Annotated in this window: 15 protein-coding genes; 4 read left to right on the forward strand and 11 right to left on the reverse strand. The window is 72.4% G+C overall.

The window, feature by feature from the left end; all coding sequences use genetic code 11:
• Window positions 1–45: 45 nt before the first annotated feature.
• Complete coding sequence (gene fzlA / locus P2H44_RS12910; RefSeq protein ID WP_275763982.1) at window positions 46–723, reverse strand: FtsZ-binding protein FzlA; 678 nt, start codon at window positions 721–723, stop codon at window positions 46–48.
• A 302-nt stretch (window positions 724–1025) separates the two neighbouring features.
• Between fzlA and P2H44_RS12915 the strand changes: the two genes are divergently transcribed.
• The gene (locus P2H44_RS12915) at window positions 1026–1745 is read left to right on the forward strand and encodes a Crp/Fnr family transcriptional regulator (protein WP_275763983.1); all 720 of its coding nucleotides are present in this window, start codon (window positions 1026–1028) and stop codon (window positions 1743–1745) included.
• A 41-nt stretch (window positions 1746–1786) separates the two neighbouring features.
• Here P2H44_RS12915 and mtgA read toward each other — a convergent pair whose 3' ends face one another.
• From mtgA to P2H44_RS12935, 4 genes are all read right to left on the reverse strand, one after another.
• Complete coding sequence (mtgA, locus tag P2H44_RS12920; RefSeq protein ID WP_275763985.1) at window positions 1787–2485, reverse strand: monofunctional biosynthetic peptidoglycan transglycosylase; 699 nt, start codon at window positions 2483–2485, stop codon at window positions 1787–1789.
• Window positions 2486–2924: 439 nt separating this feature from the next.
• The gene (gene gltB / locus P2H44_RS12925) at window positions 2925–7460 is read right to left on the reverse strand and encodes a glutamate synthase large subunit (protein ID WP_275763986.1); all 4536 of its coding nucleotides are present in this window, start codon (window positions 7458–7460) and stop codon (window positions 2925–2927) included.
• A 150-nt stretch (window positions 7461–7610) separates the two neighbouring features.
• Window positions 7611–8027, reverse strand: a complete 417-nt coding sequence (locus P2H44_RS12930; protein ID WP_275763987.1) for a GFA family protein — start codon at window positions 8025–8027, stop codon at window positions 7611–7613.
• Between the two features lie 106 nt (window positions 8028–8133).
• Entirely contained in the window at window positions 8134–9558 is a 1425-nt protein-coding gene (locus P2H44_RS12935; RefSeq protein ID WP_275764585.1) for an NAD(P)-dependent oxidoreductase, read from the reverse strand.
• Window positions 9559–9844: 286 nt separating this feature from the next.
• On the opposite strand from P2H44_RS12935, the gene P2H44_RS12940 reads away from it, so the two are divergent.
• Window positions 9845–10648, forward strand: coding sequence for an undecaprenyl-diphosphate phosphatase (locus P2H44_RS12940; protein WP_275763988.1), 804 nt, complete (start codon window positions 9845–9847; stop codon window positions 10646–10648).
• A gap of 72 nt (window positions 10649–10720) precedes the next feature.
• Here P2H44_RS12940 and P2H44_RS12945 read toward each other — a convergent pair whose 3' ends face one another.
• Window positions 10721–11701: an NADPH:quinone oxidoreductase family protein gene (locus P2H44_RS12945; protein WP_275763990.1), complete on the reverse strand. Its 981-nt coding sequence runs from the start codon at window positions 11699–11701 to the stop codon at window positions 10721–10723.
• 214 nt (window positions 11702–11915) lie between these two features.
• Here P2H44_RS12945 and P2H44_RS12950 point away from each other — a divergent pair, with 214 nt between their 5' ends.
• The gene (locus tag P2H44_RS12950; protein ID WP_275763991.1) at window positions 11916–12668 is read left to right on the forward strand and encodes an NUDIX hydrolase; all 753 of its coding nucleotides are present in this window, start codon (window positions 11916–11918) and stop codon (window positions 12666–12668) included.
• A 426-nt stretch (window positions 12669–13094) separates the two neighbouring features.
• Here P2H44_RS12950 and P2H44_RS12955 read toward each other — a convergent pair whose 3' ends face one another.
• Together P2H44_RS12955 and P2H44_RS12960 are read right to left on the reverse strand one after the other, a co-directional pair.
• Entirely contained in the window at window positions 13095–13901 is an 807-nt protein-coding gene (locus P2H44_RS12955; RefSeq protein WP_275763992.1) for a class I SAM-dependent methyltransferase, read from the reverse strand.
• A complete protein-coding gene (locus P2H44_RS12960) occupies window positions 13898–14788 on the reverse strand; it encodes a hypothetical protein (RefSeq protein WP_275763993.1) in 891 nt (296 codons plus the stop codon). The genes P2H44_RS12955 and P2H44_RS12960 overlap by 4 nt, the downstream gene beginning before the upstream one ends.
• Before the next feature lie 136 nt (window positions 14789–14924).
• Between P2H44_RS12960 and P2H44_RS12965 the strand changes: the two genes are divergently transcribed.
• Complete coding sequence (locus P2H44_RS12965) at window positions 14925–16289, forward strand: lipopolysaccharide biosynthesis protein (RefSeq protein WP_275763995.1); 1365 nt, start codon at window positions 14925–14927, stop codon at window positions 16287–16289.
• Window positions 16290–16485: 196 nt separating this feature from the next.
• Here the strand turns inward: P2H44_RS12965 and P2H44_RS12970 are convergent, their stop codons facing one another.
• The 3 genes from P2H44_RS12970 to gmd form a co-directional block, all read right to left on the reverse strand.
• Complete coding sequence (locus P2H44_RS12970) at window positions 16486–17856, reverse strand: hypothetical protein (protein WP_275763996.1); 1371 nt, start codon at window positions 17854–17856, stop codon at window positions 16486–16488.
• Window positions 17857–17936: 80 nt separating this feature from the next.
• A complete protein-coding gene (locus P2H44_RS12975) occupies window positions 17937–18191 on the reverse strand; it encodes a hypothetical protein (protein WP_275763999.1) in 255 nt (84 codons plus the stop codon).
• 229 nt (window positions 18192–18420) lie between these two features.
• Entirely contained in the window at window positions 18421–19488 is a 1068-nt protein-coding gene (gmd, locus tag P2H44_RS12980; protein WP_275764001.1) for a GDP-mannose 4,6-dehydratase, read from the reverse strand.
• Window positions 19489–19621: the final 133 nt, after the last annotated feature.

The following is a 19621-nucleotide window of genomic DNA, read 5'->3' on the forward strand; positions in this document are numbered from 1 at the left end:
CGCCCGGCCGGCCCCTCGGCCTCCGGCCGGCGGCGCCGGGCCGACTCAGAAGTCGAGGTCGGCGTAGTGCGGCGGCGGCGGAAAGCCAGAGAGGTGGTCTGCCAGCAGGGTGCGGAAGGCCGGGCGCGACTTGATGCGCTGGTACCATTCCTTGGCCGAGGGCGCCGCGTCCCACTGCACGTAGCCGATGTAGTCCAGGCAGCTCAGGTGCGCGGCGGCGGCGAAGTCGGCCAGGCTGATCTCGTCGCCCGCCAGCCATTTCCGCTGGTCGGCCAGCCAGCCCACGTATTCCAGGTGCGTGGCCAGATTCTTCGAGCCGGCGCGGATGCGGCCGCTGTCGGGGTGGCCCCCGCCGCGGACCTTCTTCATCACCCGCTCCTCGACCAGGTTGGCGGTGACCTCGCGCATCATCTTGTCGTCGAACCAGGCGACCAGGCGGCGCGCCTCGGCGCGGGCCAGCGGGTCGCCGGGCAGCAGGGGGCGCTCGGGGCGCGTCTCCTCGAGGTATTCGCAGATCACCGCGCTGTCGCAGATCACGGCGCGGCCGTGGGCCTCGTCGTCCTCGAACACGGGGACCGAGCCGGCGGGGTTCAGGCGCAGGAACTCCAGGCTGCGGGTCCAGGGCGTCTGCTCCACGAGGTCGACCTCCAGCCGCTTTTCGGCCAGCGCCAGGCGGACCTTCCGGCAGTAGGGGGAGAGGGGGATGTGGTGCAGTCGGCGCATGGCGGTCGGCTTGGTTCCTGATCGGGTCGGACGGTCGGGGCGGCGGGGCGAGGGGCGCGGACGGCGGCCCGGAGGAGCGGGCGCGCGGCGCCTGCGCGCGCCGCCGACCCTGCCGTCCGCGCCGCGGCGATGCAAGCCGCCCGCCCGGGGGCGCGCCGCCGCACCGCGCCCCGGAGGTGCGCCGACGAACCGCGCCCCGGAGCGCGCCGCGGGGCGCCGAGGAGGCCTCAGGTTCCTGAATGGGGGGTGAAAAACCGTTCATCCTGTGATGAACTGAGCGGCGATCACCGGGGGGAGTCGCGATGGACCAGATCATGATCGGCGAAGGGCTCGCGGCCGGCGCCGGGGCTCTGGCGGCCCTGGCGCTGATCCTGCGCGATCCGCTGCGCCTGCGCCTGCTGATCTTGCTGGCGGCGGCCTGCGGCGTCGCCTCGGCGGTGATGCTCGAGGGGCGCGTGGACCCCCGGCGCGCGCTCGAGCTCGCGACGCTGGGCCTCGGCCTCGCGGCGCTGGGCGCGGTCCTGGGGCTGGCGCGGGCGGCGTGGTCGGCCTCCGCCGTTTCGGTGCGCGCGCGCAACCGGCCGCTGCGCCGCGCCTTCGGCCCGATCCCCCCCGCCGCCTTCCGCGCCCTGATGCGCCTGGCCGAGCGGCGCACCCTGACCCAGCCCCAGCGCCTGACGCGGGAGGGCTGGGCGCCCGAGCAGCTGTGGTACCTGGTCGAGGGCGTGCTGCGGGTCGAGCAGGACGGCCGCGCCACCGAGGTCGAAGGGCCGTTCTTCGTGGGCGAGGTCAGCTTCGTCACCGGCGCGACCGCGCCCGCCACGATCACCGCCCTGCCGGGCGCGGACCTGCTGGAGTGGGACGGCAAGGCCCTGCGCCGCGCCTTCCGCGCCGACCCGTCCCTGCGCCCGGCGGTCGAGGCGATCCTGGGCCGCGACCTGGCGCGCAAGGTCTCGGCCGCGCGCCCGGCGGCCGAGCTCGGCGGGCCGGAGCGCGAGGCGCCGGCGCGCCTCGCCGTCTAGCCGCGCGCCGTCGTCGTCCCGCCGCGCTCCCTCCGCCGCCCTCAGTCCAGCACGCAGCTCCCGCCCGCGGCCTCCAGCGTCCCGGCCCCGCTCTCGATCTGGCCCGCGCGCCGCGACAGCCAGCCGGTGGGGTGGGCGGGATCCCGCTCCTTGGGGTCGGGCAGGGCGGCGGCGATCAGGGCGGCCTGGCGGGCGGTGAGCTTCGCCGCGGTCACCCCGAAATGGCGCTGGGCGGCGGCCTCGAGCCCGAAGATCCCCTCGCCCATCTCGGCGACCGAGAGGTAGACCTCCAGGATCCGCCGCTTCGGCCACATCGCCTCGACCAGCACGGTGAAGCCGGATTCCAGCCCCTTGCGGATCCAGCTGCGCCCCTGCCAGAGGAAGGCGTTCTTGGCGACCTGCTGGCTGATGCCCGAGCCGCCGCGCAGCCCGCCGCCGTCGGCGTTCGACTCCAGCGCCTGGCGGATCGCCTCGACGTCGAAGCCGGAATGCTGGCAGAAGCGCGCGTCCTCGGCCGCGGGAAAGGCCAGGCGCACGCGGGCGGGCAGGGCGTCGAAATCGAGCGGCCGGCGGTCGATCTCGCCCAGCCGCGCGCGCTCCTGCTCGATGTAGATCGTGGTCGGCGGGATCAGCACGCGGTAGAGCGCGACCCACAGCACCACCACGGCCGCGATCAGCAGGAGCAGCTCCACCGCCCGGCGCAGCAGCCCGCGCCGCCTGGTCTTCCTGGCCTTGGCCATCCCGCTCCCTGCCCGTCGTTCCTCGCCCGCAAGCTAGGCCGCGCCGCCGCCAGGCACAACGCCCGCCCCCCGCCCGCGGCAGGCCCCCCGGGAAGCGCCTGTTCTCCGGAGCCGTCTCTCGCTGATGCCGTTAAGAGCGACTCGCCCGCCGGGGTCAGGGATCGCGAAGCGACCCCGCGCAAGCGGGGCTTGTCCTTGACCCCGGCGGGCGAGTCGCTCAGGCATCAGAAGCGAGAGACGGCTCCGGAGAACAGGCGCGGGCGCTTTGTTCTTTGGTGAGTCAGGAGCGCCCCCAACGCCTGCCGCCTTACCTGCCCCAGGCTGAAGGCGATTGTGCTCGCCCCAGGCCCAAGCCCGCCCGCAGGGCGCCTCCGTTCCCCCGGAACGCAGAAGGCGCGCCCCGTCTCCGGGGCGCGCCCTGTTCGTCGTTGGTCAGCGATCAGGCGGTGGCCTTGGCCTCGGCGTCCGACAGCGGGTGCGCGATGCGGCTCACCATCTCCTTGGGGCAGACCTGGAGGAAGCGGCCGCGCTCCAGCTCCCAGTCGCGCAGCAGGCGGGCGGCGAGCGGGCTGCCCGTCTGCGCCGCATGCTCCTGGATCAGGGCCTTCATCTCGCCCTCCCAGTGCGCGGACTCGAGCGGCTGGACCACCAGCGTCTCGAGGTTCGCGCGCTTCCGGAAGTCGCCGTCCACGTCGTAGATGTAGGCCATGCCCCCGGTCATGCCGGCGCCGAAGTTGTCGCCGACCGAGCCGAGGATCACCGCGACGCCGCCGGTCATGTACTCGCAGCCGTTGGTCCCGCAGCCCTCGACCACCACCGAGGCGCCCGAGTTGCGCACACAGAACCGCTCGCCCGCGCGGCCGTTGGCGAAGAGCTTGCCGTCGGTGGCGCCGTAGAGGACGGTGTTGCCGATGATCGTGTTGGCCGCCGGGTCCAGCGGGCTGCCCCGGGTCGGCCGCACGACGACCACGCCGCCCGACAGGCCCTTGCCGACATAGTCGTTGGCGTCGCCCCAGACCTCGATCTTCAGGCCCGGCGCCGCGAAGGCGCCCAGCGACTGGCCGGCCGAGCCGTTGAGCTTGATGGTCAGGTGCCCTTCCTGCAGCCCGTTCTCGCGCATCCCGTAGGTCTGCACGATGTGGGACGACACGCGCGCCCCCACGCTGCGCTGGGTGTTCTGGACCGAGTAGCTCAGCTCCATCTTCTCCTTCTTGTGGAAGAAGGGACGGGCGTCCTCGACGATCTGGGCGTCGAGCGTGTCGGGCACCTCCACCCGCGGCTTGTCGCGCAGGTAGGTGACGTCCTTGCCCTCGTCGATCTTGATCAGCAGCGGGTTGAGGTCGAGGTCGTCGAGATGCGCGGCGCCGCGCGAGACCTGGCTCAGCAGGTCCGCCCGACCGATCACCTCGTCCAGCGACCGCGCGCCGATGGAGGCGAGGATCTCCCGCACCTCCTGGGCGTAGAAGGTGATGAGGTTCACCACCTTTTCGGCCGAGCCGGTGAACTTCGCCCGAAGCCGCGCGTCCTGGGTGCAGACGCCCACGGGGCAGGTGTTCGACTGGCACTGGCGGACCATGATGCAGCCCATGGCGATCAGCGCCGCGGTGCCGATGCCGTATTCTTCCGCGCCCATCATCGCGGCGATCACGATGTCCCGGCCGGTGCGCAGACCGCCGTCGGTGCGAAGCGTGATGCGCTCGCGCAGGTTGTTGAGCGCCAGCACCTGGTGGGCCTCGGTCAGGCCCATCTCCCACGGCAGGCCCGCGTACTTGATCGAGGTCATCGGCGAGGCGCCGGTGCCGCCGTTGTGGCCCGAGATCAGGATCACGTCGGCCTTGGCCTTGGCCACGCCCGCCGCGATGGTCCCGACGCCGGTGGAGGACACCAGCTTCACGCAGACCTTGGCCCGCGGGTTGATCTGCTTGAGGTCGTAGATCAGCTGCGCGAGGTCTTCGATCGAGTAGATGTCATGGTGCGGCGGCGGCGAGATCAGGGTCACGCCGGGGGTCGAGTGCCGCAGCTTCGCGATCATCTCGGTCACCTTGAAGCCGGGCAGCTGCCCGCCCTCGCCGGGCTTCGCGCCCTGGGCGACCTTGATCTCCAGCTCCTCGCAGTGGTTGAGGTATTCCGCCGTCACGCCGAAGCGCCCGGAGGCCACCTGCTTGATCTTGGCCGAGGCGTTGTCGCCGTTGGGCATCGGCTCGAAATGCGCCGGGTCCTCGCCGCCCTCGCCGGAGTCGGACTTCGCGCCGATCCGGTTCATGGCGATGTTGAGGGTCTTGTGCGCCTCGGGGCTCAGCGCGCCCAGCGACATGCCGGGGGTGACGAAGCGCTTGCGGATCGAGGTGATCGACTCGACTTCCTCGATGGGCACGGGCGCGCCTTTGGGCTTGAAGTCCAGCAGGTCGCGCAGGTGCACCGGCGGCTGGGCCGCCTGGCCCGCCGAGAACTTCTTCCACATCTCGTAGGAGCCCGAGTCGCAGGCCGCCTGCAGCATGTGCATCCCCGCCGCGCCCCAGGCATGGGTCTCGCCGGACTTGCGCAGCTTGTAGAGGCCGCCGATGGGCAGCACCGTGTCGGGCATCCCGAAGGCCTTGGCGTGGATCGCCTCGGTCTTCTGCTGGAGACCGGCGAGGCCGATCCCCGAGATGCGCGAGGTCATGCCGGGGAAGTAGTCGGCGACCATGGCGCGCGACAGGCCGACGGCCTCGAAGTTCAGGCCCCCGCGGTAGGAGGAGATCACCGAGATGCCCATCTTGGACATGATCTTCAGCAGGCCCGCGTCGATCGCGGCGCGGAACTTGGTCACCGCCTCCTCGGCGGTGCCGTCGATCAGGCCGCGCTCGATCCGGTCGGCGATCGACTCCTGCGCGAGGTAGGCGTTCACCGTCGTCGCGCCGCAGGCGATCAGCACCGCGAAGTAATGCGGGTCGATGCACTCGGCCGAGCGCACGTTGAGCGAGCAGAAGGTGCGCAGGCCCTTCTTGGTCAGCCACGAATGCACCGCCGAGGTCGCGAGGATCATGGGCACGGCGATGTGGTCGGCGTCCACGCCCTCGTCGGTCAGGATCAGGTGACCGATGCCGGCGCGCACGGCCTCCTCCGCCTCGGTGCGGATCCGCTCGAGGTAGACGCGCAGCGCCCCCTGCTCCTCGCCCACGGGATAGACGCAGTCGATGGTGCGAACCGAGCTGCCGAAGGCCTCGACCATGGCGTTGAACTGGCCGTTGGAGACGAAGGGGCTCTCCAGCGTCAGGATCTCGGTCTGGCTCGAATCCTGGTCCAGCACGTTCTTGAGGTTGCCGAAGCGCGTGCGCAGCGACATCACCCGGTGCTCGCGCAGCGAGTCGATGGGCGGGTTGGTGACCTGGGAGAAGTTCTGGCGGAAGAAGTGGCTCATCGGCCGGTACTTCTCCGACAGCACGGCCGAGGGCGTGTCGTCGCCCATCGAGCCGATGGCCTCCTTGCCCTCCTCGGCCATGGGATGGAGGATCGCCTCCAGCTCCTCGATCGAGTAGCCGGCCGCGATCTGGCGGCGGCGCAGCTCGTCGCGCTGGTAGAGGCGCGGCTCCTTCGCGCCCTCCACCTGGGCGTCGAGGTCGGTGATCGTGCCCACCCAGTCGCCGTAGGGCTGCGAGGTCGCGAGCTCGTCCTTGATCTCGTAGTCATGCAGCAGCCGGCCGGTGGCCATGTCGACCGCCAGCATCTGCCCGGGGCCGAGCGCCCCCTTCTCCTGCACGCCCATCTCGTCGACGGGGACCATGCCGGCCTCCGAGCCCGCGATCACCAGGCCGTCGCCGGTCACCACGTAGCGCAACGGGCGCAGGCCGTTGCGGTCGACGCCGGCGACGACCCAGCGGCCGTCGGTCATCGCCAGCGCCGCGGGGCCGTCCCAGGGCTCCATGACGGAGTTGGAATAGGCGTACATGTCCCGCCAGGTCTGCGGCATCGCCGAGGCGGTCTTGGACCAGGCCTCGGGCACCAGCATGGTCTTGGCCATGGGGGCCGAGCGGCCGGCATGCACCAGCACCTCGAACACCGCGTCCAGCGCGGCCGAGTCCGAGGAGCCCGACGGGATGATCGGCTTGATGTCCTCCGCCATGTCCCCGAAGTAGGTCGAGGCCATGCGGATCTCGTGGGACTTCATCCAGTTGACGTTGCCCTTCAGCGTGTTGATCTCGCCGTTGTGGGCGAGCATGCGGAAGGGCTGGGCCAGCCACCACTGGGGGAAGGTGTTGGTGGAATAGCGCTGGTGGTAGATCGCGAAGGCGGACTCGAAGCGCTCGTCCTTCAGGTCGGGATAGAACTCCGCCACCTGCTCGGCCAGCATCATGCCCTTGTAGATGATCGACCGGCACGACAGCGAACAGATGTAGAAACCCGAGACCTGCGCCGCGGCCACCGCCTTCTCGATCCGGCGGCGGATGACGTAGAGCTCGCGCTCGAACGTCTCCTGGTCCACGCCGGTGTTGTTCGAGATCAGGATCTGCTCGATCTCGGGGCGGGTGGCGTTGGCCTTCTCGCCCAGCACCTGGATGTTCACGGGCACATGGCGCCAGCCGTAGATGTAGTGGCCCATGCGCAGGACTTCCGTCTCCACGATGGTGCGGCAGGTCTCCTGCGCGCCGAAGTCGGCGCGGGGCAGGAACACCATGCCGACGGCGACATGCTCCTCGTTCGGCTCGTGGCCGGTGCGGCGGATCTGCTCTTCGAAGAAGGGCTTGGGGATCTGCACGTGGATGCCCGCGCCGTCGCCGGTCTTGCCGTCGGCGTCCACCGCGCCGCGGTGCCAGATCGCCTTCAGCGCGGCGATGCCGTTGGCCACGACCTCGCGCCGGGGCTGGCCGTCGACGGCCACCACCAGGCCCACGCCGCAGGAGGCATGTTCGAACTCCTCGCGGAACATGCCGGTCTCGGACAGACGCTTGCGCTGTTCCTCGTGGGCCTGCGCCCAGGTCGCGTCGAATTTCGTCATGTCCGTGCTCCTTTTCCTCAAGAGCGTCTCCAACCGCCGGCCGCGGGCGTCGCCCGGGTCCGGCATCTCGATCGGGCGGCGCGGCGCGCCGGCCCGGGGATCAGGTCGGGCGGCGCGCGGGGCGCCGGCCCGGGGTCTTGCGGCGCGCCCTCAGGCGGCGCCGATCATCTTCAGGAACTCCGCCCCGGTCAGCTTCTTCGAGCCGTCGGAGAGGAAGCCGTAGGCGGCGGGCTTGGAGTCGGCGAAGATCTCCATCCCCAGCTCCAGCCCCGCGGCGTCGTCCAGCGTGCCGAGCGCGACGTTCGCCTCGCCCGTCGGGACCACCTTGAAGAACAGGGTCCCGCCGCAGGCGGCGCAGCTCACCCGCTCGCCCCACTCGGACGAGCGCCAGGCGTTCAGCCGGTCCTCGCCCTGCGTGACGGTCAGCGTCTCGACCTGCAGGGCGACGAAGGGGCCGCCGACCCACTTGCGGCAGGTCTCGCAATGACAGACGCCGAAGGCCGGGCCGCCGCCCGTCGCTTCGTAGCGCACCGCGCCGCAGGCGCATCCGCCGGTCCGAACCGTCATCGCTTCGATCTCCCTGGGTCGCCCTCCGGGGGGGCGGACCGGCCCGGGCGGGGGGATCCCGCCGGGGCCTCTCGTCGCGTCGTCCCGGCCGGGCCGGGGGCGCGGCTCACTCGGCCGCGATGACCTGGGTCCTGGCGTCGAGCTTCGCCGCGATCGCCTCGGCCGCCTCGCGCCCGTCGCGGATCGCCCAGACCACCAGAGAGGCGCCGCGGACGATGTCGCCCACAGCATAGACGCCCTCGAGCGCGGTCTCGTGGGTGCGGTGGTCGGTCTTCACGGTGCCCCAGCGGGTCACCGGCAGATCCTCGCAGCCCCACAGGGTCGGCAGCGCCTCCGGGTCGAAGCCCAGCGCCTTGATGACCAGGTCCGCCGGCTCGGTGTAGTCGGCGCCCTCGATCTCCTCGGGCGTCTGGCGGCCGGTCACGTCGGGAGCGCCGAGGCGCATCTTCGCGACCCGCACGCCGGTGACCTTGTCGTCGCCCACGAAGCCCTTGGGGGCGGCGAGCCACACGAACTCGACCCCCTCCTCCTCGGCGTTGTTCACCTCGCGCTGGGAGCCGGGCATGTTCGCCCGGTCGCGGCGGTAGAGGCACTTCACCGACTTGGCGCCCTGGCGGATCGCGGTGCGCACGCAGTCCATCGCGGTGTCGCCGCCGCCGATCACCACCACGTTCTTGCCCGAGGCGTTCAGCTCGCCCGAGGTGTAGGCCGGCACGTTGTCGCCGAAGCCGTGACGGTTCGAGGCGGTCAGGTAGTCGAGCGCCTTCTGGATCCCCGGCAGGCCCACGCCCGGGCCGCCCAGGTCGCGGGACTTGTAGACGCCGGTGGCGATCAGCACCGCGTCATGCGCGCCGCGGATCTCCTCGAAGGTCCGGTCCTCGCCGACGTTGCAGTTCAGCACGAACTTGACGCCCGCGGCCTCGAGCTGGCCGTTGCGGCGGGTGACCACGTGCTTCTCCAGCTTGAAGCCGGGGATGCCGTAGATCAGCAGGCCGCCCGCGCGGTCGTAACGGTCATAGACCGTGACCTGAAAGCCCCGGCGGCGCAGCGCGTCGGCGGCGGCGAGGCCGCCCGGACCCGCGCCGATGATGCCGACGGATTCAGGCCGCTCCTTCATGGGCTTGCCGGGGGTGACCCAGCCTTTCTCCCACGCGGTGTCGGTGATGTACTTCTCGACCGCGCCGATGGTGACGGTGCCGTGGCCCGACTGCTCGATGACGCAGTTGCCCTCGCACAGGCGGTCCTGGGGGCAGATGCGGCCGCAGATCTCGGGGAAGGTGTTGGTCGCCTGGGAGACCTGGTAGGCCTCCTCCAGCCGGTCCTCGGCCACCAGCTTCAGCCAGTCGGGGATGTTGTTGTGCAGCGGGCAATGCTGCTGGCAGTAAGGCACGCCGCACTGCGAGCAGCGGCTGGCCTGCTCCTCGGCCTTCGCGGCCGCGAATTCGCGATAGATCTCGCCGAAGTCGTCGCGGCGCGCTTCCGCAGCGCGCTTTTCGGGCATGCCGCGCGGCACGTCGACGAACTTGAGCATCTTCTGAGCCACCTGGCGGTCTCCCTCGGGCGAGCATGGCTGGGGCCCCGGACTCGCGTCCGGCGTCTGGGGGACGTGCCTAACCGATCCTTATCGAGAATAAAAGACAGCAATACTGACGTAATTTCGGGTCACCGCAGGCCGGCGGTCGACTCCCGCGGCGTCGCCCATCCGATCGGCAAGGGAAAATGAGTCAGCATAACTTACCCAAATTCGCCGCATTCCCAGCCGGCGTCCGCAGGTCTAACGCTGAACCCCTCTCCCGTCCCCGTCGCAGGACAATCCCATGCCCTTGATGAACCTCGTGATTCTGGCCCTCATCCAGGGCATCACCGAGTTCCTGCCGATCTCCTCCTCCGGTCACCTGGCGCTGTTCCCCGCCCTCTCGGGCGAGGTGGACCAGGGCCTCTCGATCGACGTCGCGGTGCACGTGGGCACTTTGGTCGCGGTCTGCATCTTCTTCTGGAAGGACGTCTCCGCCGCCATCCTGGGCGGGATCCACGTCCTGACCGGGAAAGTCTCGACCTACGAGGCCGGGCTGGCCCTGCGGTTGGTGGTCGCAACGATCCCGGTGGTGATCGCGGGCCTGGCCCTGTCGATGGCGGGGATGACCGACATCTTCCGCGACGTGCAGGTCATCGCCTGGGCCACCATCGTCTTCGGCGTCGTGCTCTACGTCTTCGACCGCTGGGGCCCGCTGGTCCGCGAGGCCGAGGGCTGGTCCTGGCGCGACGCGATCGTCATGGGGCTGGCGCAGGCGGTGGCGCTGATCCCGGGCACCTCGCGCTCGGGCATCACCATCACCGCGGCGCGGGGGCTGGGCTTCAAGCGGCCGGACGCGGCGCGGATCTCGATGCTGATGTCGGTGCCCACGATCCTGGCGGCCGGCGTGCTGACCACCAAGGACCTGCTCGACCAGGGCGACGTGAACCTGGGGACCGAGGCCGCCATCGCCGCGGTCCTGTCCTGCGTCGCCGCCCTGCTGGCGCTGAGCCTGATGATGCGGATGCTGCGGACCTGGAGCCTGACGCCCTTCGTGATCTACCGCATGATCCTCGGCGTCGCGCTGCTGATCTGGCTCTACGCCTGAGGGATCGCCGAGCGGGGCGCACGAAAAAGGGGAGGGCCCGGGCCCTCCCCTTTCGCGTTCCGGCAGGGGCGTTCAGCCCTTCTGCGGCTCGACGATCAGCTTGCCGGCGGCCTTGCGGTCGGCCAGGCGCTGGATCGCCTTGGGCGCATCCTCGAGCGAGTAGCGGTCCGACACGCGCGGGCGCAGCTTGCCCTCGCGCAGCCAGTTGAACAGCACCTCCATGTCCTTGAGGTACTGCTGGTACTCGGTCTTCACGAAGGCGCCCCAGAACACGCCGACGATCGAGGCGTTCTTCAACAGCGGCAGGTTCAGCGGGATCTTGGGGATCGAGCCGCCGGCGAAGCCGACCACCAGGAACTTGCCGCGCCAGCCGATCGAGCGGAACGCGGGCTCCGCCAGGTCGCCGCCGACGGGGTCGTAGATCACGTCGGGTCCGTTGGGGCAGACGCGCTTGAGCGCCTCGCGCAGGTCCTCCTCGACGTAGTTGATCACCTCGTCGGCGCCGTGCTCCTTGCAGATCGCGAGCTTCTCGGCCGAGGAGGCCGCGGCGATCACCTTGGCGCCGACGGCCTTGGCGATCTCGACCGCCGCCAGGCCCACGCCGCCGGCGGCGCCCAGCACCAGCACGGTCTGGCCGGCCTTCAGCTCGCCCCGGTCGAGCAGCGCGTGATACGAGGTGCCGTAGACCATCGGGAAGCCCGCGGCGACGGCGAAGTCCACGCCCTCGGGCAGGGGATCGAGGCGGGTCTCCTCGGCGATGGCCTCCTCGGCGAAGGCGCCCCAGGGGGTCATGCCCATCACCTTGTCGCCCACCTTGAAGCGGGTCACGCCCTCGCCCACCGCGGTCACCACGCCGGCGAGGTCGGAGCCGGGCGAGAACGGCAGCTCGGGTTTGAACTGGTACTTGTTCTGGATGATCAGAACGTCGGGAAAGTTGACCGAGCTGGCGTGGATCGCCACCCGCACCTGGCCCTTGCCGGGCTCGGGCACGGGGATGTCCTCGATCACCAGGGATTCGGGCGGTCCCCATTCCTTGCAGAGCACGGCGCGCATTCGATTCCTCCCCTAGAGGCTTTCGTCTAACTACTGGCCGCACGGTCGGCGCGGCGGGGCCCTGTTTCGCCCAGAGACGATCCCGGCGCAATCGCGAGGAACGATTCGGCCGCGGTCGGAGGGGCGGGACAGGACCCGAAGGATGGCTTATCATGCCGCAAGCGAAACGACGAACGAAGCGGGCGCAGCGCAAGCGCCCGATGGGGAGACGAGAATGAGCGAGCAGGTTCCCGTGCGGGCCGCGGCCACCATCATGCTGCTGCGGGAGACCCCCGCGCTGGAAGTGCTGATGGTGCGCCGGAACTACCAGATCGACTTCTTCTCCGGGGCGATGGTGTTCCCCGGCGGCAAGCAGACCGAGGACGACGCGGCGCCGGAGTGGGCCGAGATCGCCGCCGGCTGGGACGCGGTGCCCGAGGTCGAGCGCGGCCCCCGAATCGCGGCCATCCGCGAGACCTTCGAGGAGACGGGCATGCTGCTCGCCCAGGACGCCGTCGCCGGCTCCACCGAGGAGCGGCTGGCGGTAGAGCATGGCGAGATCCGCTTCCTCGACTACGTGCGCGAGCGGGGCGTGACCCCCGACCTGCGCCAGCTGACCCGCTTCGCCCGCTGGGTGACGCCGGCGCATGTGCCCAAGCGCTTCGACACCTGGTTCTTCATCGCGCGCGCGCCGCTCGACCAGGACGCGATCCATGACGGGCGCGAGACGGTGGAGACCGAGTGGATCGCCCCGGCCGAGGCGCTGCGCCTCTACGAGGCCCGCAAGCGCGCCATCGTCTTCCCCACCCGCATGAACCTGCGCCTGCTGGGCGAGGCGCCCGATTTCGAGGCCGCCGCGACCGCCGCCGCCGCCCGCGCCGCGCGCACCGTGCACCCGATCGTGGACATGAGCACGACGCCGAGGATGATCCGCCTCGACCCCGAGGACGGCTACGGCATCGTCGAGGAGCGGCTGGAGATCGGCTGATCCCGGTTCGGGAATAGGACAGGCTCAGGGCTCAGGGCTCAAGGCTCAAGACGCGGGGCCGCGCGGCCCGGCGCGTCCGCTGCGCGGCCGCGACCGACCCGCCCGGCCCCCCCTTGGCGCGAACGTCGAGGGGGCGCCCGGTCGGCGAGGGCGGGCGGCGTCGCGCGCGCGATCGCTTGCGGCGAACCGCGTCGCGGCGGCCGGCAGCGCGCGCCGGTCAGGCGCGTGGCTGCGGTTGACCTGCGCGCAGAGGCTCGGGAATCTCCGCTTCTCCGCTTCTCCGCTTCTCCGCTTCTCCGCTTCTCCGCTTCTCCGCTTCTCCGCTTCTCCGCTTCTCCGCTTCTCCGCTTCTCCGCTTCTCCGCTTCTCCGCTTCTCCGCGCCGGGACCGTTCCGCCGCTAGACTGCTGGAGCCGTGGCACGCTCCCTAAAGCTGCCGCAGGAACACGTGCAGGCTCGCGTCCATCGCCGCGGGCAGCGTCGCCTGCAGGGCGCGCATCGCCCGCCAGGCCAGCGCCGAGCGGCCGGCGTAGGCGGGCTCGGAGTTCCAGCCGTGGACATGGTGGCTCCACGCCTCCCCCGGGAAGGCGCGCAGCAGGTCGGCGCGGGTGTTGAGGCGGTAGAAGGCGGGGAACACGTCCTCAGACCGCCGGTGGGGCTGCGCGCGGGAGAGGACGGCGGCATGCAGCCGTCCGGGGATCGCGCGCGAGGCGAGCGAGACCAGGCCCAGCCGGTTGGGCGTGCGCGCGCACAGCCAGCCGCCGGGGCGCAGCAACCGCCGGCACTCGCGCGCGAAGGCGTGCGGATGCTCGACATGCTCCAGCACGTGATCGGCCAGCAGCAGGTCCACCGAGGCGTCGGGCAGGGGCACCGCGTTCGGCGAGGTCATCACCAGCGCGTCGTCGAGCGACGGGTTGGCCAGCACCGCCGGGTCCGGGTCCGCCCCGATCACCCGCGCGCAGCGCCCGCGCAGGTCCATCAGCGTGCGCCGGAACGAGACGGGATCGTCCTGGTGCGCCCGTCCCCGCCCGGCGCCCAGGTCGAGCGTCACGGCCTGCGGCTCCAGCAGCGCGGCCACGCGCACGTAGAAGATCACCGTGCCGTCGATGGCCGAGAAGCCGCCCGCCCCGCTCTCGGGATGCAGGCGCGCCCGCAGGCGTTGCATCGGCGGATCCGCGGCCTGCGGCGCCTCCCGCGCCGGGGGCGAAACGGAGGGATCGAGGGTCTGCGTCATCGAGCGGCTCCTTCGGGAGGGGGCGCGGAGGGACCGGGAAGGGGGGGCGGGGCGGACAGCCCGGCGGGGGCGCGGGCGCGCAGGACGTCGTGCCAGGCGCGGGCGCGGACCTGCAGGCGGGCGACGCGCGGGTCGGCGGCGGCGGCGCGCGCCACGACCTCGGCCGCGGCGGCCGCGCGGGCGCCGCGCCGGGCGCGCTCGGCCTCGGCCTGCGCGGGCGAGTAGCTGACATGCGCCCGCCCCACCCGGTCGCGCGTCAGCCGGTCGACCTGCGCCCAGGCTCCGGCCTCGCGCGCGGGCGACCAGTCGGGGACCGGCCAGTCCAGTGCGAACCGCGCGACCAGCGCCCGGGCCACCGCCGGGAACGGGCCGGTCGCGGCTTCGAACGGGACCACCAGCAGGCGGTCGACGGCGCCGGCCAGGCCCGCGTGGAAGCGCACATATTCCTCGAAGCCGAGCGCAGGGTCGTAGATCGCCGGCTCGCGCAGCAGCAGCGAGGCGACCGCGGCCTCGGGCGCGCGCAGCAGCAGCATCGCCGGCAGGCCGCGCCGCGCGGCCGCGCGCAGCGACGCGGCCGCGTGGAGGTGCTGGGCGACGCGCAGGCCCGGCCACGCCTCCCGCACGCAGCCCTCGATCCAGGAGTTGGCGGAGCGGGGAAACCCCTCCACCACCAGCTCCGTCGCCGGGCCCACCGCATGGTCGGGTCGCGCCAGGCGGGCGAGCGGCAGGTAGAGCCCGTCGAGCTCCGCCAGCCGGTTTCGCAGCCGCCGCCGCAGGCGGGGCAGGGCGCGCGGTGCGGCCGGATGCTCCGGCGGGTCGGCGCCGCGCGCGGGCGGGTCGCCGCCCGGCGGAGGCGGCGCGAGGTCGACGACGGGGGACGAGCGCATCGGGCGCCTCCCGGTCAGGGCCGCGGCGGGCGCGGCGGACTGCGGTGTGCGGGAACGATATGTTTACCAGTCTCGTTAAGATTGCGTTTCGCCGGGCCCGGTTCCCCGGCGGCGAGGCGCGAGGCGAGATCCGCAGATGACCCGACCCCTGCCGCACGCCGCGCCCTTTCGCGCCGGCGGCGTCCTGGCGACGCTGCGTCGCGGCCGGTTCCTGCGCGCGCTGGGGGGCGCGGCCGTGGCGGTCGCGGCGGCGCGGGCGGCGCAGTTCGCCATGGCGCTGGCGCTGGGGATGCAGCTGGGGCCCGCGGGATTCGGCCAGGTCGCCTTCGCGCTGGGGGCCGGCACGCTGGCGGGGCAGCTCGGCGCCGGGGGCTGGCCCGGGCTCGCCGTGCGCCGGACCGAGGCGCTGGCCCCCCGCCCCGAGCGCCTGCGTCGCCTGATGGCCCTGTCGGCGCGGGCCGCCTGGCGGGGCGGGGCGCTGGCGGCGCTGGGCCTGGCGCTGGCGGCGGGAGCGGCGGCGCTGGCCGAGGCCCGCGCGCCGCAGGTCCTGCCCGCGGGCCTTGCCGAGGGCCTGGCGCTCGCCGCGCTGGTGGCGCCGGGGGCGGCGCTGCGGCGGCTGGGGCGCCAGCAGCTCTCGGCCTTGTTCCGCCCCGCGGCTGGCCTCGCGCTCGAGGATCTCGCCGCCCCCGCCGCCACGCTCGCGGCCGCGCTGGCGGCGATCCCCGCCGGGGGGCTCGGTGGGGCCACGGCCGCCGTATTGGTATTCGCCGCGGCGGGCCTCGTCGCGGGCGGGGGCGCGCTGGCGCTGGCGCGGCGCACGCAGGCCGGAGCGTCGATCCGGACCGCTCGCGCCGACGCCGCCTCCGTCCAGGAGGCGCCCCTCGACGAGGCGGCGGTATGGCGGGCCGAGGCGCGGGCGCTTCTGCCCTCTCTCGCGCCGCGGATGCTGCTGGCGCGGGCCGACATGCTGCTGATTGCGCCGATCCTGGGGTTCGAGGCGGCGGGCCTCTACGCCGCCGCCCAGCGCCTGGCCTTCCTGGTCAGCGCGCCGCCGCTGCTGCTGGCGCAGGTGCTGCAACCCTGGGCGAGCCGCGCCTTCCACGCCCGCGACCGGCGGATGCTGCGCCGGACGCTGGGCGGAGGCCTCGTCGCGGTCGGCGCCTGGGCGGTTCCCGCAGTTGCGGCGGTGGCGTGGTTCCCTGAGACCCTGGCAGGCCTTTTCGGCGTGGGCTTCGAGGCGGCCGGCCGCCTCGCCGCGCCGCTGGCCCTGGCCGAGACGGCGGCGGCCCTGTCGGCGCAGCTGATGGTGGTGGCGATTTCGGGCCCTTGGATGCGCGCGCTGGGTCGGGTCGGCCTGGCGCTGGCCGCGGCGCAGGCGGCGGCGATCGCGCTGGGCGCGCCGGCCTGGGGCGTCCACGGCGCCGCCTGGACGGTCTGCGCGGCCTCCGCCGCGCTGGGCCTGGCGACGGCGCTGGCGGCCCGGGGCGCGTTGCGTCGGTGAACGCATCGTCGGTTGAGTCGACGGCAGGGAGCATTCCGCCTCGATCGCTCCGATGCCGGCAGGCAAGGCGGTGGACGGGTGGGCGCGGACGTCCAGACTGCAGGCGACCCACGCAGAGCCTCACGGCCCCCATCCTTCGGCCCAGTCCCGACGCCTGCGGCGTCGCCTGGCGCCAGAGACCTCCGGCGCCGGAGGCTCATGCCGGGACGGCCTGCATCCCTCTCTCCGCCGCCCGTCTTCGCCATCTCACGCTCAGCCAGGAGATCACCGCGATCGCGACCACGATCCGCAGCGAGGCGCGGATCGGGTAGGTCTGCAGCTTCAGCAGGCACACGAGGTAGAGGGGGAACAGCGCCGCGCTCAGCGCGTCGCCGTCCCGGAAGAACCCCAGCGTCAGTTGCCGCGTCGCCGCGAGGCAGGCCGCGAACAGCAGCGGCGGGGCGAGCGGATGGAAGTGCACCGCCTCGCCGAAGGCCGAGAACGGCACGTAGATGTTGATCCGCTGCTCCATCTCGCCCGCGTCGAACCCGTCGAGGAAGGAGGGGAGCGGGCTGAAGCTGAGCGCCTGGTAGCCTGGGTCGTAGACCGGCGCGTGGCGCAGGGCGTTGGCGAAGCTCATGCCCGCGTCGAAGGAGGTCGCGCCCAGCTTCGCCGCCAGCCAGCCCAGGTGGCCGACGTCCAGCGCCTCGATCACCGGCAGCACCGAGGCGAGGCCCTGCGTCGCGTGCCCGCGGCCCGCCAGCGCCACCACGAAGCAGCCCAGGATCAGCGCGGTGTAGAGCGCGAAGGCGACGATCGCGCCCGTCCCTCCCCGGCGATGCGAGAACACGCGCCCCATGAAGAAGACGAACACGTAGACCATCAGGTAGCGCGAATAGACCGCCAGGCTGAAGGCGAAGGCATAGGCGCAGATCCCCAGCAGCAGGGCCGCGTGCAGGTCGGGGCCGCGCCGGGCCGCGCCCTCGGGCCGGTCGCGGATCGCGAGCAGCAGGAAGGCGGGCAGGGCCAGCGGCCGCAGCACGTTGTTCACGAAGGCGCCCACGCCCGCGCCGACGCCGTTGCGCGTGGGATCGGCGAGCGAGAGATACTCGCTGTTGAGATAGAAGGCGTCGCGGTCGATCATCGCCAGGTGCAGGGCGCAGACGGTCGCCGCGACCAGCGCGTAGAGCCGCGCCGCCCCGCTGGCCCGCGCCCGCCCCAGCGCCTCGCGCAGAGCCTGCGCCGCGCGGATCGAGGCGCCGCCAACGCCGTTTTCGGCGTCGGCCGGCCCGGCCGCGGGCCGCCAGCCCAGCACCGACAGGGGGCCGATCAGCGCCTGGACCGAGAAGAACAGGGCGGTCGGTGCGAACTGCTCCCCCAGCCGGATCGTGGGCATCGGCGACAGGCCCAGCGCGGGCAGGTGCACGCCGCTGACGACGACGACCCACAGCGCCAGGATGCCCGCGAGGCAGAAGCCGCTCCACAGCACGGCCGGGGCGAACCAGGCGGTGCGCCGCCACGCGAAGAGCGTGCAGGTCGCGGTGAAGCCCACGGCCGCGAGGCCGACGGGCAGCAGGTCGGGAGGCATCTTCGGGATCCTGCGCCGTTCCGGTCGATCGCAGGATGGGGCGGCAGGGTAAATGTCGGGTTAACCGTCGCGGGGCGCGGTCAGACCGACTCCGGTTCCGGCTGGCGCGCGACACGATGCGGGCGAAGGGCCGGGCGTTGGACCCGCTCCGTCCGTTCGCGGGCCGCGCTGCGGCGGCGCAGGGTCCTGCGGGCGTGGAACAGCGCGGCCAGGGTCGCGACGATCATCCCAGCCCCGATGTGCGAGACGATGGCGGCCCAGATCGGAAAGCCGGAGAGAAGGGCCGCCACGGCGAGGACGAGCCCCGACGAGGTTCCCAGAACAAGAAAGCCCATACGCGTTTCACCAACGTTACGCCGACGAAGCTCGTCCCCTTCCGACCCGGCGACGTGCCGGCGGCATGGAAACGACGTCTCCCTGACTGTATCCGTCCGAAGATGAACGGAGGCTGAGAATCCCGGTCCCGATTTCGAACTTCTCCTTGTTTTGCAATCGCTTCCGTGGCCGGAGGCCTTGGGCGCGGCGGGATCGTCTCCGCTGGCGATACGCGCCCGGATCGCCCCCTCAGGCGAGTCGCTCGGCGCGGGGCAGGCCTTCCCGCCCCAGCAGCTCCAGGTCCGCGGCCACCATCTCGCCCACCAGGTCGTCGAGACCGCGGCGGTGGGTCCAGCCCAGACGCTCGCGCGCCTTGGCCGCGTCGCCCATCAGCAGATCGACCTCCGCCGGGCGGAAATAGCGGGGATCGACCTCGACCCGGATCTCGCCCGAGCGCGCGTCGACCCCCTTCTCCGCCAGCCCCTCCCCATGCCAGTCGAGCCCGATGCCCGCCGCCGCGAAGGCGCGGGAGGCGAAGCTGCGCACCGAATGCGTCTCGCCCGTCGCCAGCACGTAGTCGTCGGGGGCGTCCTGCTGCAGGATCCGCCACATCCCCTCGACGTAGTCGCGCGCATGCCCCCAGTCCCGCCGCGCGTCCAGGTTGCCCAGGTAGAGCCGATCCTGCAGGCCCAGCGCGATGGCGGCGACGGCGCGGGTGATCTTGCGGGTCACGAAGGTCTCCCCGCGCAGGGGGCTCTCGTGGTTGAAGAGGATCCCGTTCGAGGCGTGGATCCCCCAGGCCTCACGGTAGTTCGCCGTGATCCAGTAGGCGTAGAGCTTGGCGCAGGCGTAGGGGCTGCGGGGGCGGAAGGGCGTCGTCTCGCGCTGCGGGGTCTCGGCGGCCTGGCCGTAGAGCTCGGAGGTCGAAGCCTGGTAGAAGCGCGAGTGGTCCTCCAGCCCCAGGATGCGGATCGCCTCCAGCAGGCGCAGGGTCCCCAGGGCGTCGGCGTTGGCGGTGTATTCCGGCGTCTCGAAGCTGACCTGGACGTGGGACTGGGCGGCGAGGTTGTAGACCTCGTGCGGGCGCACCTCCTGCATGATGCGGATCAGGTTCGAGCCGTCGGTCATGTCGCCGTGGTGGAGGCGGAAGTTGACGTTGCCCTCGTGCGGGTCGCGGTAGAGGTGGTCGATGCGGGCGGTGTTGAAGGACGAGGCGCGGCGCTTCAGGCCGTGCACCTCGTAGCCTTTGTCCAGCAGCAGTTCGGCGAGATAGGCGCCGTCCTGGCCGGTGACGCCGGTGATCAGGGCGCGTTTCATGCGGCGGCTCCATGAGCGGTGGGGAGGGCGGCCGCCCCGCAGGGCGGCGCGCATCGTCGGTCCGGGCCGGCGCGTCGGACGCGGAAGTGCGCGCAGGCGGGCGCGGAGGGCGGCGGCACGCCTCCCGCGCCGG

Origin of the sequence: Albimonas marina, assembly GCF_029223255.1 — a bacterium.
Classification (GTDB): domain Bacteria; phylum Pseudomonadota; class Alphaproteobacteria; order Rhodobacterales; family Rhodobacteraceae; genus Albimonas.